13 protein-coding genes and 1 pseudogene are annotated in these 16,475 nt (G+C 63.4%); 12 read left to right on the plus strand and 2 right to left on the minus strand.

Translation table 11 applies throughout. The annotated features are described in order from the left end of the window. Positions 1–4: 4 nt before the first annotated feature. Both QRN54_RS14350 and QRN54_RS14355 read right to left on the minus strand, forming a co-directional pair. Positions 5–1,528: an MFS transporter gene (locus tag QRN54_RS14350; protein ID WP_019750069.1), complete on the minus strand. Its 1,524-nt coding sequence runs from the start codon at positions 1,526–1,528 to the stop codon at positions 5–7. A 702-nt stretch (positions 1,529–2,230) separates the two neighbouring features. Beyond that, complete coding sequence (locus QRN54_RS14355) at positions 2,231–3,232, minus strand: AraC family transcriptional regulator (RefSeq protein WP_003942428.1); 1,002 nt, start codon at positions 3,230–3,232, stop codon at positions 2,231–2,233. 127 nt (positions 3,233–3,359) lie between these two features. Between QRN54_RS14355 and QRN54_RS14360 the strand changes: the two genes are divergently transcribed. The 12 genes and pseudogenes from QRN54_RS14360 to QRN54_RS14415 all read left to right on the plus strand — a co-directional run. After that, positions 3,360–3,680 carry a 2Fe-2S iron-sulfur cluster-binding protein gene (locus tag QRN54_RS14360; RefSeq protein WP_003942421.1) on the plus strand — a complete coding sequence of 107 codons (321 nt, stop codon included), beginning with the start codon at positions 3,360–3,362 and terminating at the stop codon, positions 3,678–3,680. A gap of 24 nt (positions 3,681–3,704) precedes the next feature. Then, positions 3,705–5,093 carry a cytochrome P450 gene (locus QRN54_RS14365; RefSeq protein WP_003942426.1) on the plus strand — a complete coding sequence of 463 codons (1,389 nt, stop codon included), beginning with the start codon at positions 3,705–3,707 and terminating at the stop codon, positions 5,091–5,093. After that, positions 5,090–6,292, plus strand: a complete 1,203-nt coding sequence (locus QRN54_RS14370; protein WP_003942429.1) for an NAD(P)/FAD-dependent oxidoreductase — start codon at positions 5,090–5,092, stop codon at positions 6,290–6,292. Before QRN54_RS14365 ends, QRN54_RS14370 begins: the two co-directional genes overlap by 4 nt. A 67-nt stretch (positions 6,293–6,359) precedes the next feature. Further along, a complete protein-coding gene (locus tag QRN54_RS14375; protein WP_019750067.1) occupies positions 6,360–7,823 on the plus strand; it encodes a cytochrome P450 in 1,464 nt (487 codons plus the stop codon). Continuing rightward, positions 7,820–8,545, plus strand: coding sequence for a transglutaminase-like domain-containing protein (locus tag QRN54_RS14380; RefSeq protein WP_064074906.1), 726 nt, complete (start codon positions 7,820–7,822; stop codon positions 8,543–8,545). Before QRN54_RS14375 ends, QRN54_RS14380 begins: the two co-directional genes overlap by 4 nt. After that, positions 8,542–10,071 (plus strand): aldehyde dehydrogenase family protein, encoded by a 1,530-nt coding sequence (locus QRN54_RS14385; protein ID WP_003942430.1) that lies wholly within the window; start codon positions 8,542–8,544, stop codon positions 10,069–10,071. Before QRN54_RS14380 ends, QRN54_RS14385 begins: the two co-directional genes overlap by 4 nt. After that, positions 10,068–10,904 carry an SDR family oxidoreductase gene (locus QRN54_RS14390; RefSeq protein WP_064074907.1) on the plus strand — a complete coding sequence of 279 codons (837 nt, stop codon included), beginning with the start codon at positions 10,068–10,070 and terminating at the stop codon, positions 10,902–10,904. Before QRN54_RS14385 ends, QRN54_RS14390 begins: the two co-directional genes overlap by 4 nt. A gap of 38 nt (positions 10,905–10,942) precedes the next feature. After that, entirely contained in the window at positions 10,943–12,010 is a 1,068-nt protein-coding gene (locus tag QRN54_RS14395) for a BtrH N-terminal domain-containing protein (RefSeq protein ID WP_003942427.1), read from the plus strand. 83 nt (positions 12,011–12,093) lie between these two features. After that, the gene (locus QRN54_RS14400; protein WP_019750066.1) at positions 12,094–13,725 is read left to right on the plus strand and encodes a fatty acid--CoA ligase; all 1,632 of its coding nucleotides are present in this window, start codon (positions 12,094–12,096) and stop codon (positions 13,723–13,725) included. 273 nt (positions 13,726–13,998) lie between these two features. Further along, on the plus strand, positions 13,999–14,532 hold the full coding sequence (locus tag QRN54_RS14405) for a PaaI family thioesterase (RefSeq protein ID WP_003942418.1): 534 nt from the start codon (positions 13,999–14,001) through the stop codon (positions 14,530–14,532). Next, a complete protein-coding gene (locus tag QRN54_RS14410) occupies positions 14,529–15,743 on the plus strand; it encodes a cytochrome P450 (protein ID WP_064074908.1) in 1,215 nt (404 codons plus the stop codon). Before QRN54_RS14405 ends, QRN54_RS14410 begins: the two co-directional genes overlap by 4 nt. A gap of 488 nt (positions 15,744–16,231) precedes the next feature. After that, positions 16,232–16,475 (plus strand): annotated as a pseudogene (locus QRN54_RS14415) (PaaI family thioesterase); the annotation flags it as partial.

Below are 16,475 nucleotides of genomic sequence, written 5' to 3' on the forward strand. Positions count from 1 at the left end.
TCTTTCACGAGAAGGGGGTGTTCGAGCGGGGAGGGGTGTTCGTGTGAGTGCGTGACGCGCGGGAGCGGCGGGTGGTGGGGCCGGGAGAGAGGACTGCCAGCACGATCGCCCCGGCGGCGGTGAGGGCGGCCAGCGTGAGCGCGGCCTGGCTGCTGCCGTGCACGAACGCTGCCTTGGCGAACTCGGCCAGCGGTTGGGCCGCCGGTCCGGCCTGGTCAGCGACCTGCAGAGCAGCGGCCAGGGAATCGGCGACCGGGCCGCGGGCGGGCTCGGGAAGCTGGGGCAGAGCGGGCTGGATGTGGTGGGTATAGCCTGCGGCGAGCACGCTGCCAGCCACGGCGATCCCGATCGCGGCGCCGATCTCGCGGGCAGCGTCGTTGACCGCGGCGGCGACCCCCTGTTTGGCCGCAGGGGTGTCGGCGACGATGGCGTAGGTCGCCGGGGCGGTGCACAATCCCAGACCCGCGCTCATGATCAGCAGCGGCCACAGCAGGCCGGGATAGTCCGCGGCCACGGTCAACCGGCTTACCAGCACCAGTCCGGCAGCGATGGCAAGCAGTCCTGAGACGGTCATCACTTTCAACCCGACGAGGCTCGACAACCACGGTGCGATTACCGAGATCACGACCAGCGGCACCACCATCGGCGCCAACGCCAGTGCCGAGGCCAGCGGCCCATAGCCGAGGATCAGCTGCAGGTACTGCACCAACAGCAGGAACACTCCGAAGGTAACCAGGAACTGGATGGTCACCGACAGCGAGCCGGCCCCGAAACCGCGGCGGGCGAACAACCGCACGTCCAGTAGTGGCGCAGAAGACCGCAGCTCTACGATCACAAACACCACCGCTGCCAGGAGACCGACCCCGGCGATAGCGGCGACGAGCTGGTCGGCCCAGCCCCGCGCGGGAACCTCGATCGCGGCGAACACGATCGCCGCGATCGCGACGGCCACCACCGCCGCACCCACCCAGTCCACCGGGGGATGCTCGCTCTCTCGGGACTCGGCGATAGTGCACGCCAACCCCGCCAGCACCACCCCCGCCACGGTCAACCCGACGAACACCGAAGGCCATGACCACCGCTCGAGCAGTACCCCGGCGCCGAGGATGCCCAGCACTGCCCCTGACCCCGCAACTCCGGCCCACACCCCCACCGCCCGGCCACGATGGGCAGCGGCGAACCCCGCGGTCAGGATCGACAGCGTCGAAGGCATCACCAGCGCCGCGCCCACCCCGGCCAGCGCGCGCGCTGCGATCAGCCACACCGGGTCGGCCAGCAGCAGCGGCAGCGCCGACGCGACCGAGAACACCGCCAGCCCCGTGACCAGCACACCGCGACGCCCGTAACGGTCACCGATTGCTCCGGCAGGCAGCACAAGACACGCCAGCACCAGCGTGTAACCGTCGACGATCCAGGTCAACTGGGCTTGCGTCGCCCCGGTCTCGACCGCGATCTGCGGCAACGCCGAGTACAACGCCGCCATGGCCGCGACCACCAGCGCCACCGCCAGGCACGACACCGTCAGCATCCACCACTCGGCCCTGGTCCACCCGTCGATCTCAACAGCGCCCGTCCCAGGTGTGTCCACCGGCGCCTCCCAACTCAAAGACCAACAGTCTCGGTACGAGACCATTCGTATCATAGTGGTGGGGGCTCGGGATAGAGTCGACACATACGCCCAGGGCTGAACGAGACGAATCGGAGGAGCGCGCTCCCATGACCGCCCCGGACCACGCCACGACCGACTCACTCACCGCAGTCGACGAGCAGGCCGATCCGCGGCTAGCACGCTCACGCAACCGGTTACTCGACGCGGCCGCGCCCAACTTCGGGGGTGTCTTGACGTGCCCAAGCAGGCGTTCTCGAACAAAGGTGGTCGGCTGGCGCTCCGGCCCGCGGCCACAACTGCCGCAGCACCTGCCTTCAATCCGGAAAATCTAGGTTCCCATGCGGAGCTGTCACTTCCGAGAAAGATGATCATGCCCGAGCACATGCCCATGCCCACACAGCAGGCATAACCCCTCGCTTTGGCTGCAAAGTGCCCACGTCGACGCGGATTCCACCACTGATCACGCCGTTGCGGTGACCCCGAGACTCAGGAAGATCCTGTCGGACCGAAATCTTGGTCGGCCCCTGGAGTACCACTGATCTCATGCACTGGGAACGGCCCCACACTGATTTACCGCATCCGCCAGCCCCCTCAACCCGCCGGAGACCGGGCGGCTCAGCGTCATGGATGCCGGAACTCGTTCGGAGAACGGCCGGTCCATCGCTTGAAGGCGTGTGAGAAGTTGGTGAGGTCACTGTATCCGAGCTCCGTGGCGACCTCAGTCACCGACATTGATCGGTCGAGTAGCCGCAGCATCGCACGCTCGCGCAGGAATGACTGGCGCAACTCGCGGAAAGTGGTCCCCTCTTCGGAGAGGCGCCGCTTGAGTGTGCTGACGGATATCGACAACTCGCGTGCGACCCAGTGGATACTCCCCTGTGCGGGCTCCTTCTCCAGCAGCCGTCTCGTCTTCTCCGAAAACGACGTGGTCCTGCCCCGCTGGTCGAGAGTTCGCTGCAGATCGCCGATGGCGAGTCGGTATGTGAGGGGATCGGAGAACCGGCAAACCTCGTTAAGCGTGTCCGCGGGAACATGAAGGAAGGACATCGGAGCGCCGAAAAACAGGCGCCCGGCTATTAAGTCCTCATGATTGGACAGGAGGGGCGGCACCGGCCAACTCAAGTGGAGTGTGACGGTAGGCATGTCGCCGGCGAGCATGTCAAGCAGTCGCAGTAGCGCCGACCCGCAGTAGGCGACGACCAGGCAGTCCAGGGCCGGATCGCTTGTGTGTGCGGTGAACCCGATGGTGAGGCCGTGGTCACTTGGATGGAACTGTGGACTGAGAGCTGTCGAGATCAACGGCAGATAGGTGAGCAACTCCACGATCTCGGCTACCGAGCCTGCGCTGACCAGCGGAGAACTCAACGGGCCGAAGGACGTCAACTGGGCCTGTTCAGCGAACGCAAAGCCGAGCAGTGTTGCCTGGTCGACGTCGAGTTCGGGGTAGACCTCCCGAAACCACCGTATGGGGGCCTGAACGTCGCGCTGAATCAGCGTCGCCTCGTCGGTTCCTTCGCGAGACATGATGTTGCGAAGCCGCGCGACGGCGTCTGGGTCGAATGCTTGGCGCTCGAGCAATTGCACGAACAGGAGCGGGGGCACACCCTCGTCATCGAGGATCATTGGTTCACCAGATCCCTTTGAGCCGAATTCACAAGTTTTTGACTCCGCAGAACATAGCCGTAGCGGTCATCCCCGACGACACTTTGATCAAGTTCCCAAGGCGAGGACAACGTATCAGGAGTTGGTTATGGCAGTTGTCACCTTTGTCTCACACGACGGCAAGAAGCACGAGGTCCCTTTCCAAGAAGGACAGTCGCTGATGCAGGTCGCGACCAACAATGCAGTGCCCGGCATCGACGGCGACTGCGGAGGCGAGGCCGCGTGCGGCACCTGCCATGTGATCGTCGATCCGCAGTGGTCCGAGGAGGTGGGCCTCTCCGGCTCCGACGAGGAGGAGATGCTCGCGATGAACCCTGAGCGTCAACCGACCTCTCGACTGTCCTGCCAGATTCCGGTCTCCGAGGCGTGGGACGGCCTGACCGTCCTAATGCCTGAGTTTCAGATGTGACGACGAGAGAGACGATAAGACGCAATGAAGTTTTCTGAGGCAATCGCCGCTAAGGTTCAGTCGACTATCCCGATGGAGCGGCAGATCCAGGGCGCACAACTGTACGACAAGACGCGGCGATGGGTGACCGGAGCGAACGGAGAGAGGCTTTTCATCGAGAGCCCCATCCCTCCTGTGGAGGACGTCGAACTCGCCGACATCGACCTCAGCAACCCTTTCCTCTATCGCCAGGGGCGCTGGCAGTCGTACTTCGAGCGCGTACGCAACGAGGCTCCGGTCCACTACCAGCCTAACAGTCCGTTCGGGCCGTTCTGGTCCGTCACAAGGCATGCCGACATCATGGCCGTCGACAAGAACCACGAGGTCTTCTCCGCCGAGCCGTTGATCGTCATCGGGGTTCCACCTCGTTTTCTTGATATCGAGATGTTCATAGCGATGGATCCGCCACGACACGACGCGCAGCGGGCCGCTGTCCAAGGCGTGGTCGCACCGAAGAACCTGCGTGAGATGGAGGGTCTGATTCGATCGCGCGTCCAGGAGGTGCTGGACAACCTGCCCGTGGATCAGCCGTTCGACTGGGTCCAGAACGTCTCGGTCGAGTTGACCGCTCGGATGCTTGCGACCCTCCTGGACTTTCCCTACGAGCAGCGCCGCAAGCTCGCTTACTGGTCTGATCTCGCATCCTCGATGGAGCAAGCCAACGGCGGCCCCTCGGACAATGACGAGGTGTTCCGCGGCATGCGCGACATGGCGCGAGGTCTCAGCACTCTCTGGCGCGACAAGGCTGCCCGGACAGCTGCCGGGGAGGAACCCGGATTCGACTTGATCACCCTGTTGCAGAGCAACGAAGACACCAAGGATCTGATCGACCGACCGATGGAGTTCCTGGGCAACCTTGTGTTGCTGATCGTCGGAGGCAACGACACGACGCGGAACTCGATGAGCGGCGGTGTTCTCGCGTTGAACCGGTTCCCTGACCAGTTCGAGAAGCTGAAGGCGAACCCTGACCTGATCCCCAATATGGTCTCGGAGATCATTCGGTGGCAAACACCGTTGGCCTACATGCGCCGGATCGCCAAGGCCGACACCGTGCTGAACGGGCAGTTCATCCGCAAGGGCGACAAGGTAGTGATGTGGTACGCCTCAGGCAACCGTGATGAGCGGATGTTCGATCGGCCCGACGACTTCATCATCGACCGGGCCAACGCTCGCAACCACATCTCCTTCGGCTTCGGTGTCCACCGCTGCATGGGCAACCGACTGGCGGAATTACAGCTGCGGATTCTCTGGGAAGAGTTGCTTTCTCGCTTCGAAAAGATCGAGGTCGTCGGCGAGCCCGAGTATGTGCAGTCCAACTTTGTCAGGGGCATCAGCAAGATGATGGTCCGTCTCACCCCGAAATCCGACGTATGACCTTACATCGGGCCCTCGTCGTCGGGGCCAGCCATGCCGGAGCCCAACTCGCGGCCAGTCTTCGACAGGAAGGGTGGACCGGCGAGATCGTTCTCATCGGCGATGAGTCGACGTTGCCCTACCAACGCCCTCCTTTGTCGAAGGCGTACCTGGCCGGGAAGAGCACACTCGACGAGCTTGCGATCCGCAATGCCGATTTCTATAGCAAGCAGGGAATCCAAGTCCTGAATGCGACGGTGGAGGCGATCGACCGCTCGGGTGGTCATCTCTCACTGAGTACCGGCGGCGCACTAGCTTACGACCAGCTTGCGCTGTGCACTGGCGCCCGCCCTCGGCGACTCCCCACCCCGGGAGCCAACTTGGCCGGAGTCTACTACTTACGCACAGTCGCAGACGTCGAGATGATCCGAGTGGCCGCCCACGCAGGACGTCGGGCAGTGATCATCGGCGGCGGTTACATCGGACTGGAGACGGCTGCCTCGTTGCGTGCACTGGGGCTGGAGGTCACCGTGCTCGAGGCGACTGGGCGCGTCCTTGAGCGGGTCACTGCCCCCGAAGTATCAGCGTTCTTCGACCGTATTCACCGGCAGGAGGGCGTGAAAATCCGGACGGGTGTGCTGGTCGAGGTTCTGTCCGGCGAGGACAGGGTCCGTGAAGTAGTTCTGTCCGGTGGCGAGTCAATTCCCGCTGACCTCGTCATTGTCGGCATCGGCGTTGAGCCGAACACCGATCTTGCCGCCGCCGCAGGTCTGGTCATTGATAACGGCGTCGTGATCGACGACCAGGCCCGGACCAGCGACCCCGACATCGTGGCCGCCGGGGATTGCGCAAGCCACAGCATGGCTCGCTACAGCCGCCCTCTACGCCTGGAGTCTGTGCCGAGCGCGCACGAGCAAGCCAAGGTCGCTGCCGCGACGGTGTGTGGGAAGTCCAAGAAGATAGCGGCGCTTCCATGGTTCTGGTCGGATCAATATGATCTCAAGCTCCAGATCGCCGGTCTGAACACCGGTTACGACGAAGTCATCCTCAGCGGAGACCCGACCCGAGACCGCGACTTCACCTGCTTCTACCTCCGTGAGGGAGAGCTTATTGGCGCCGACTGCATCAACCGCCCCCGTGACTTCATGTTCAGCAAGCGGGTAATCACGCAGCAACTCCCCATCGACCGAACTGAACTGGCGCTTGCCAGCTCCGCCTGAGATGACGGGTCTTCGGGCGATGGGTACGAAATGGTGAGTGCGGGCTGCGTTTCGGAAAGGAACACAAGTGACGAACATTATCCATCTCCCGCTGGCGAAGGGTCGTGAGCGACTCTCGTCGGTCCTCATGGTGCCACTGCCGAGTCGGGTCGACGCGGCCCTGCTCGGGGCCAGTGACCGGTGGCCTGTCCGAGAGCTCGCCCCGCCCCCGGCGGGGTCAGGCCTCAAACCGGTCTTAGGGACCGCTGGCATGCCTCTGCTCGGTCACACCCTGGACTACATCCGGTTCGGATCTAACTTCTCCCGGGCCAGGTACCAGCGGCTAGGACCTGTGTCGTGGATGGGCGCCTTCGGCACGAAAATAGTGGCGGTTGCCGGACCGGATGCCATACAGGAGGTGCTGACCACCAAGGCGAAGTCGTTCTCCCAGGACGGGTGGACCTATCTCATCGATGCCTTTTTTCATCGGGGCCTGATGTTGATGAGCTTCGACGAACACAGGATGCATCGGCGGATCATGCAGGAGGCGTTCACCCGCGACCGACTCGCCGGCTACGTCGACCAGCTCGGCCCGACGCTGGAGGCCAGCATCCCAGGGTGGACAGCGGGACAATCCACCACGCGCATCTACCCGCTGCTGAAGGCACTAACTCTCGACGTCGCCACGAAGGTCTTCATGGCAGGTCGGGGGGGTAGCGAGGATACCGATGCCATCAACGACGCCTTCGTGGCCACCGTGCGTGCGGCCAGCTCGATCATCCGTTTCCCGTTACCGGGGACTCGTTGGCGAGCGGGAGTCCGTGGGCGCGCGCTCTTGGAGGACTACTTCACCCGGCACCTGCCGGCGGCTCGAAGTGGCCAAGGAGGCGACCTCTTTGCGGGGCTGTGCCATGCGCGCACGGCCGACGGTGAGGCGTTCACCGATGAGGACGTCGTTAGCCACATGATCTTCTTGATGATGGCGGCCCACGACACATCGACCATCACCACCACCGCTGCCGCCTACTTCCTCGCCAAGCACCCGGCCTGGCAGGAACGGGCGCGGGCCGAGTCCGACCGACTCGGTGGACGCCGCCCGGACATCGACGACCTGGACTCACTGGAGACTCTCGACCTGGTGATCAAGGAGACACTCCGTCTGGTGGCGCCCGTGCCCATCGTGATGCGCAAGACGGTCGAAGACGTGGATATCGCCGGCCACCACATCCCGGCGGACACCCTGGTGGCCGTGGCTCCGTCGGTGAACCACTTCGACGAGTCGTGCTGGACCGACCCCGACACCTTTGACCCTGACCGCTTCAGCGAACCGCGGCGTGAGGACCAGAATCACCGCCTCGGGTGGATCCCCTTCGGAGGAGGGGTACACAAGTGCATCGGTCTGCACTTCGGCACCCTCGAAGTCAAGGCGATTCTGCACCACATGCTACGCACCTACACCTGGACGGTCCCCGATCAGTATGAAGCGAGGTGGGACAACACCTCGCTCCCCATTCCGGTCGACGGGTTGCCGATAACTCTGGAGCGCAGATGAATAAGGCACCGCTGGCGCACTCGTGGGCGACCGACTTCCTCGACATCGAGCACGAGTCCGTCCGGGCGTTCACCGCCGCCGCGGTTGGGGATGCGGGCACCGACCGGGACAAGGCGAAGCGCCTCTTCGCCGCCGTCCGCGACCAGATCCGGTACGACCCCTACACGGTGTCGGACGATCCCGCCCATTATCGAGCAAGCTTCGTCCTCGAGACCGGGCGCGCCTATTGCGTCCCGAAGGCGGTGCTCTTGACCGCGGTGTGCCGTGCGGCAGGGATTCCGGCGCTACTGGGGTTTGCCGACGTCCGAAATCATTTGCAGACCGAAGCGTTGCGAGCGCTCATGGGCGGCACAGACCTGTTCGTCTATCACGGCTACAGCCATCTCTACGTCAACGGCCGGTGGATGAAGGCGACCCCGGCGTTCAACACCGAGTTGTGTGCCCGTTTCGGGGTGCCGCCGGTGGATTTCGACGGCGAGCACGACGCCCTCCTGCACGCCTTCGCCGCCGACGGAGCCCTGCACATGGAGTATGTCCGCGAGCGCGGCGTCTTCGACGACCTGCCTTTGAACACGATCTTGACCGAGCTTCGGCATACCTATGGACAGCGAATCTTTGAGCGCACCCCCGTGCTCGCTGACGCTTTCACCGACACACCCGACAGATGCACCCAGCCCGACGGGATCGCCCGCGGGCTCCACTCACTCCCGGAGGCCCGATGAGCACGGCGACCACAGCGGATGCCCTGGACGTACGCAACCCCGCCGACGGCCGGCTGGTCGCAACCGTCCCCATCGATACCCGCGAGACCGTGAACAGCATCGCGGCCGATCTCCGCCGCGCTCAGCTCGGGTGGGCTCAGGCAAGCCCGCGGCAACGCTCCCGATGGTTGCATCGCTGGCGAGACTGGATCCTGGCTCACACCGACGAACTCACCGATCTGCTGCAAGCCGAAACAGGCAAGGTGCGCCCCGACGCCCTGGTTGAGACGACAGCATCGTGCGAGTTCATCACCTACTACGCAAACCATGCCGAGAAGTTTCTCGCTGACGAGCAAGTCCGATCCGCAGGTCTGCTAAGTCTGCCGAAACGGTTGTCCAAGACCTACCACCCGTACCCGGTTGTCGGGCTCATCACACCGTGGAACTTCCCGATCACCCTCTTCCTCATGGATGCAGCTCCTGCGCTGGCTGCCGGATGCGCAGTCCTGGCGAAGTCCTCGGAAGAGACGCCACTGACCTGTGCACGAGTCGTCGAGGGCTGGCACGAGATCGGCGCCCCACCGGTTTTGGCGCATGTTGTGGGTGCTAGCGAAGCAGGTGCTGCGGTCGTGGACGCCGCTGACTTCGTTCAGTTCACGGGCTCGACAGCCACCGGGAGGACAATCGCGATCCGCTGTGCCGAGCAATTGAAGCCTGTGAGCTTGGAGTTAGGCGGTAAAGATCCGGCGATCGTGCTGGAGGACGCCGACCTTGCTCGTGCTGTGGAGGGGATCGCGTGGGGCGGTCTGTTCAACGCGGGGCAGGTCTGCATCTCAGTCGAGCGGGTGTATGTGGTCTCTGAGATCTACGACGAGTTCGTGGCCCGGCTGGCTCAACGAGTACGGTCACTTACCCAAGGTGCCGCGGCAGGTGACGACGTAGGTGCGATGGTCACGGCGAGACAGGTCGAGATAGCCGATCGCCACGTCAGCCAGGCAGTGGCGGCAGGTGCGCAGGTACTGGCCGGCGGAACCCTAAGCGCGGTCGGGAACTACTACGCTCCAACCGTTGTGGTCGGCGTCGACCACACAATGGCCTGCATGACCGAGGAGACCTTCGGCCCCACGATCCCTGTGATGCGTGTCGCGGACGAGGACGAGGCCATCCACCTGGCTAACGACTCGGCGTTCGGCTTGTCTGCCACAGTGTGGACCCGCGACCATGCTCGTGCGCGGCGTATCGCACAACGTCTGGACGCGGGTGCAGTCAACATCAACGACGTCTTCAGCAACCTCTTCGCCACCACACTGCCGCACAGTGGATGGAAGGCCTCAGGTATCGGTGCGCGACTAGGCGGCGCCTACGGACTTCACAAATACTGCCGGGTCCAGTCCGTGACCGAGCCGCGGATCCCTGTCCTGACACGAGAACTCACGTGGTACCCGTACACCTCCCGACGTACGGCCATCGCCGAAAAAGTATTGCGTGCAGCAGCCGGTCGCGGTCTACGACAACGCCTCGGCCTGAACAAGGAGCACAGCAAGTGACGACACACAATCCCCATACCGCCGCGAAAACAGTGGCGATCACCGGGGGAGCCCGCGGCATCGGCTACCAGACCGCGAAGGAGCTGATCCGACGAGGTCACCGCGTGGCCATCGGCGACATCGACGAGGCACGTGCTAAGGAGACCGCCGCCGAACTGGGGGTTAAGGTTGTCACCCGCCTCGATGTCACCGACCCTGACTCGTTCAAAGACTTTCTCGACCTAGTCGAGGGAGACCTCGGCCCCCTCGACGTGCTGATCAACAACGCGGGCATCATGCCCACCGGGCACACCCACGAGGAAGACGACGCGGTGACCCGGCGGCAGGTCGAGATCAACGTCCTGGGAGTCATCTTTGGGACCAAACTCGCCCTTCAACGGATGCTCCCTCGTCGTACTGGACACATCATCAACACCGCATCACTGGCCGGCGAGCTCGCCGTCCCCGGTCTGGCGACCTACTGCGGCACCAAATTCGCGGTCATCGGATTCACGGAGGCGGCGCGACTGGAATACCGCAAGTCAGGCGTGCGGCTGTCCACAGTGCGGCCCACGTTCACCAACACCGAACTCGTTGCTGGGACAGCAGGAGCCAAGGGACTGCGCAATGCAGAGCCCGAGGAAATCGCTCGAGTGACAGCCGAACTGATCGAGAAACCGCGGCCCTTCGTGCGCGTCACTCGCCTCGCAGGGAGCATGGTCGCAGCGATGAAGTTCGTCCCCGAACGGCTCGCCACCAGGCTCGGATCGGCCCTGGACACAGACTCTGTATTCCTCGACGACGTGGACATGGGGGCACGTCAGGCCTACCTGGACAGAATTCGGAACAACTGACCTGGTCTTCGAACCCACCACCCAAAAAAGGAAGATACATGCCCCGCAAGATCCTGATCAAGGACTACCCCCATCAGATCGGGGGGCACTGTGGTTCTGGCGCAATGCGGGATCTTCTGCACTGGCATGGACTGGGGTGGGAAGGGCCACCCGATGAAGGTCTGGTGTTCGCACTCGGCGGCTCGCTGGGGCTAGCGTACCTCCGATCGAATGACCTGGTTCCACCATTGTATTTGGTGGGACGAGGGGCCGACTTCGAAATCGATCTACCCCGCCGGCTAGGCGGACAGGTCCACGTTCTCACCACCGACGATCCCAGTGAGGGATGGTCTTGGGTTCTCGACGAGATCGACGCAGGCAGACCCAGCCTGGTGTGGGGCGACATAGCCGAGCTACCGTACCTGCAGGTCCAGTTGCAGATGAGTCGCCACGACATCGTGGTGATCGGTTACGACGAAGCTAAGGGGATTGCCTTCGTCGTAGACAATGATCGCGCCGAGGTGCAGGAAGTCCCGCTCGATTCGCTGGCTCGGGCGCGTTCCTCGACGTCCTTCCCTCAACCGACGCGCCACTGTACATACCGCATCACCTGGCCGAGCGCGCTGCCAGACATGGCAACAGTGGCGGCAGAGGCATTTCGCCAATCCGCGGCCAACATGCGCCACCCGTCACAGCCGGGGATCGTTGATCTCACGACCATGGAGGCCGGGGCCGAGGGGCTAGCTGCAGTCGAGCAGTTGGCGGCCGACCTTCGAGCCTGGGCAGACCTTCCGACAAGAGATCTTGAGATCTTCCTGTTCAGTCTGGGCGCTTTCATCGAGAAGGCGGGCACCGGCGGCGGCCTATTCCGCCGGTTGCTCGCCGATGGCTGCGCGGATGTCGCACGCCTGACCGGTGATCTAGCCACCGCCGACCTCGCCGTCGCCGCCAGCCGTTGTGCGCAGGCATGGACCGAAACTGCACGTGCCGGGACCCAACGCGACATTGATGCGCGCGCTCGCTTAGCGGCGGTGGTCACGGCGGCTAGCCGACTACCAGAACTCGAGTCGAACCTGGTCGAGTCCCTGGAATTGGCTTCAACCTCACTTACGGCTGCAGGTCTCTGACAGCCCGCTGTTAACCAGGACGCCCGGTGAATTGATCTGCGGATCGCTGTTCGTTCGCAGGCACTATCGAATGAAGGAATGGTATGCAGAGCACGATGATGAACTTTCCCTTGACAACTGCGGCGATTCTGCGCCACGGTTCGAGTGTGCATAGCTCGGCAACCGTACGGACCTTGCAGTCCGACGGGAGCGTTAAGGTCGGCACTTTCGCCGAAGTCGGACGGAGAGCCGCACAGTTGGCCAACGCATTGCGCGGTTGCGGGATCACAGGCGATGAGCGTGTTGCGACCTTTATGTGGAACAACCAGGAGCATGTTGAGGCCTACTGTGCGGTGCCCTCGATGGGCGCAGTGCTGCACACCCTGAACCTACGTCTCACCCCTGATCAACTTGTCTACATCGGCAACCACGCCGAGGATCAGGTCGTAATTCTCGATGGAAGCCTGCTGCCCTTGCTGGCCCCTGTACTGCTGCAGCTCACCAGCGTGCACACCGTCGTCGTGACCGGCGAAGTGGACCTTACCCCGCTGCACCGTGACGGGGTCAGGGTCGTGGGGTACGAGGAGTTCCTCGCCTCTCAGTCCGATACGTTCGACTGGCCTGATCTCGATGAGCAGTCCGCAGCCGCTATGTGTTATACCTCGGGTACCACCGGCAACCCCAAAGGGGTCGCCTACAGCCACCGGTCGACGTACTTGCATTCGATGGCGGCCTGCGCCGCCGACGGACTGCGAGTCAGCTGCGATGATCGGATCCTTGCCATCGTGCCGATGTTCCACGCCAACGCTTGGGGACTAGTCTATGCCGCCCTTATGTCGGGCGCCGACCTACTCATGCCTGACAGGTTCCTGCAGGCTGAGCCGCTGGTGCGGCTCATCGACGCGCAGAGGCCGACCGTCGCGGGCGCAGTTCCGACGATCTGGAATGACGTCTTAAACTTCTTGGAGGCAAACTCCAGCTATGACATCTCCTCTCTCGGTCTGGTCGCCTGCGGTGGTTCCGCAGTACCCCTTCACCTGATGGAGGCCTTCGAGGAGAGGTACGGCGTGCAGGTCGTCCAGGCATGGGGAATGACCGAAACCTCGCCGCTGGCCGCCATCGCACGCCCACCGGTATCGCTCGATGTGCAGGAGCGCTGGCGCCTGCGCGCCACCCAAGGCCGCCCGGTTGCAGGGGTGGAGCTGAGGATTGTCGACGACGAGGGCAATAAGCTCCCGCACGACGGCGAAGCGGTCGGTGAGTTGCAAGCACGCGGGCCCTGGATTACCGGCTCGTACGTCGGCGAGGAGCATGACAGTGAGAAGTTTCAGGAAGGGTGGTTACGCACCGGCGACGTCGGGCGGATCGATGCACGCAATTTCGTGACGCTGACCGACCGCGCCAAGGACGTGATCAAGTCCGGCGGGGAGTGGATCTCCTCGGTCGAGCTCGAACTGCTGCTTGCCGGTCATCCAGACGTGCTCGAGGCATCTGTGATCGGAGTGCCGGACGAGAAGTGGCAAGAACGCCCCCTCGCGGTGATCGTTCCACGTGAGGGCCACGAGCCCACACCTGCTAATCTGCGCGACTTCCTCGACGGCAAGGTCGCCAAGTGGTGGCTGCCCGAGCGTTGGTGCTTCATCTCCGAGGTGCCCAAGACCTCAGTCGGCAAGTTCGACAAGAAGCGCCTACGCTCCCTGCACGCCGAAGGAGAGCTAGCTGTCATCGAAATCTAGGAAATTTTTTTCCAACCGGAGTTCTGAATAGGACGAGGCAGATGGAACGCGGGGCGGGAAGTTTTTCACGACACCGGCGTCCATCGCAGACTACGGCACTGGTGAAGGAGATGGGGTCGTGATCTCCCGTTGGGCGGGACACCTCGCCTGACCAACGTGGAGTTGAGCGAAGGGCTGCCACCGCACTCTCCGGAGTGCGCTCAGGTGTATTTGCATAACGGTCACACTCGAGACCGGCATTAAGCGCGGTTTCATCGACAGGAAGGTCGGACCATGGGCAAAGCTTCGGATGCGGTCGGGGGGTCGGTCGACCCAGACATGGAGGACTGGGTGCGCTCATTCCGGCCGCTGGAAGAATCTAGCTCGCCTGAGTTGCCACCCCACCACCCCAACTGTCTTGGGTGCGGGCCGACGAACCCGCACGGGCATTACCTGTCGGTACGGCGTTGCCGAGACGGCGTCGTTGCTCACCACCTCTTCGACCAACGTCACGTAGGGGCGCCCAGGATAGCACACGGCGGCGCGGTGGCGACCGTAATCGACGATCTTTTCGGTTTCCTGCTCTACACGGTCGGAGAACTCGGCGTGACGCGCCGTCTCGAACTCGACTACCTCGCGCCGGTTCTGCTTGCCACGCCTTACACCCTGCACGCCGATACACGGTCTCGCGATGGCCGGAAATTGAATCTCGCGGCCAGGATCGAGGATATAGAGGGTCGATCGGTCACCACGGCGACCGCCCTGTTCATCCTGGTCGACGTCGAACATTTCCTGCAGTCACAGGCGAATACTAAGAGGCAAGCATGAATGTACCGACCGAGAGGGAACTGCTCCTGGACGCCTTACTCACCGATCACGGCGCAGCCGGACCTTACGAAGCGTTCCGACGGCTGCGAGAGACGCGCCCCGTCTTGGTTACGCGATCGGGGGTGCTGGTATTGAGTCGCTACGACGATTGCGCGGCGGCGCTCCGCGACCGCAGACTCGGCAAGGCCGACGAGTCGCTGGGCTTCGGCTTGTCCGAGATCCCTGACGAGCTGCAACGTCGGGCCATGCATCGATTCCGGCGCACCATGCTGTTCCGTAACCCCCCTGACCATCACCGGCTGCGTCGACTGGTGGCCGACGTGTTCACCCCTCGACACATTGACGAGTTGCGCAGCCGCATCATCACACAGATCCATCACCTACTTAACGTCATGGAGGTACAGGTCTTCGTCGACATCATCACCGATCTGGCGCTCCCGCTGCCTGTGAATGTGATAGGCGAACTTCTGGGAGTTCCCGCGGCCGATCGGGCAGTTGCCGCGCCATTGGTGCGTGCCCTGCTCGCCTCACTGGAACCCGGAGCCAATGTTGAGGCTCTGACCGCCGCCTGTGAAGCCGAGAACCAACTTGCCATGTATTTCGCTGACCTGTTGGCGGTCAAACGCGCCCGCCCCGCCGATGACCTACTCAGCCGACTCGCCGTCGCGCACGGCGACGACATCCTGGATGACGACGAATGCGTCGGCACCGCGATTCTGTTGTTCGCCGCAGGGTTCGAAACCACCACAAACCTCATCGGCAACGGTGTCGCCGCGCTGCTCGCTCACCCCGACCAAATGCGCGAACTGGGTGCCAGGCCCGACTTGGCGAGCAATACCGTCGAAGAATTGTTGCGTTACGACTCCCCCGTCCAGACCAACGGGCGCACGGTGCTCGAGCCGACACGGCTGGCAGGAGTCGATCTACATCCCGGTCAGATCGTATTGACCTTGCTCGGGGCGGCCAACAGAGATCCGGACCGATTTTGTGACCCGGATAAGCTCGACATCACCCGAACCGGAGTCCCACCGTTGTCGTTCGGCGCCGGCATTCACTTCTGTCTCGGCGCGCCGCTGGCCCGGCTCGAAGGATCCCTACTGTTCCCGATCCTGGTGGCTCGTTTTCCCGGTCTCCAGCTCGTCGAACAGCCTCGCTGGCGTACCGGGCTGTCCTTCCGCGGGCTATCGAGTTTAAAGGTGGCAACCAGATGAGCCCTCCCCTACCCCCCACCAGAAGGGCTCGAAGTCTCGGGAGTTGAACCCGACCGAACCACCTCGCGGTAAACGGCGCATCGCACTGTGCTGCAGCCGCCCGCGCCGGATCGCCCCAGGCGTGCGGAGGCACCGAACGACCGAAGAGTTGCCGGACGGAACAGTCGGACGCCTCTCGGTGGACGCTGCATCGATGCCGTGTCGTTACTCGGCAACAGACCCTGATCCCTGCCCCACGCCGACAACAATTCAGCCCGCCGACGGAAGCCCTCGATGTTTCGCGGTCACCATTTTCGGCTCGACGGCCGCGTCGTGTGCGCTATCGGGCCGGGAGGTGCGTTGAGTGAGAAGACTCCCGCTCGTGGTAATCATGGCGGGGGCGAGTGCGCCGACCGGTCGGACGAACGACCGACCGGATGCTGCGGTGCAGGCCGAGCGCGCGAAGACGCGACAGACTCGGCACGGTTTCACGACAGAGAGGTCCGACCATGAAAAGAATTCCGGACGAGGTCAGCGGGTCGGCCGGCCCCGCTGTCGAGAACTGGGCGCGCTCGTTCTGGAGCACGACTTCCGAGTCGCCTGATCTACCGCCCCACCACCCCGACTGTCTTGGTTGTGGGCCGGAGAACCCGCACGGCCACGCCCTGTCGGTCCAGCGTGACGAGAACGGCGTGGTAGCTCACCATGTGTTCGATCAACGTCATGTCGGGGCACCCGGGATAGCACACGGCG

The sequence above is a fragment of the Rhodococcus sp. MEB032 genome, assembly GCF_030208925.1.
In the GTDB taxonomy this organism is placed as follows: domain Bacteria; phylum Actinomycetota; class Actinomycetes; order Mycobacteriales; family Mycobacteriaceae; genus Rhodococcus_F; species Rhodococcus_F qingshengii.